Below are 569 nucleotides of genomic sequence, written 5' to 3' on the forward strand. Positions count from 1 at the left end.
CAATCTACATTTGCGATAAGGAACTCACTAACGATAGCGTTAATAGCCTCAGGAATATCGAGGGTGATAGCGATAATAATGGGATTAGTATCGGGGTACAAAGGTGGAAAAACCGACAAAGTACTGATGTCGATAAACGACAGTTTTGTAGTAATGCCGCTCTTACCGATTCTGATACTGATAGCATCGGTAATAAGGGAAAACTTAACGATGGTACTATTAGGACTCATACTAAGTCTATTTGGATGGGCGTGGGATGCCCGGGTAATACGATCACAAATACTAAGTCTAAGGGAAAGGGAATTCACATACACATCGATACTATCAGGGACAAAAACGTTCAACCTGGTAATAAAAGAATACTTTCCATTCATAATACCGATAATATTCTCGACGTTAATAAACAACATGATATGGGCGGTAGGGATGGAAGTAACGTTATCGGTATTGGGTTTATCCAACACAGAAATACCAACGATAGGAACGATGATCCACTGGGCGGTAAACTACCAAGCGATGCTACTGGGATACTGGTGGTGGATACTAACACCTGTAATAATATCGATCTT

Annotated in this window: 1 protein-coding gene; it reads left to right on the forward strand. The window is 40.4% G+C overall.

Translation table 11 applies throughout. The features are described 5' to 3' along the window. The coding region (locus ACW9JY_RS10475; protein ID WP_457284327.1) for an ABC transporter permease at positions 1-569 on the forward strand (569 nt) is incomplete at both ends.

The organism is Petrotoga sp. DB-2, assembly GCF_054051725.1.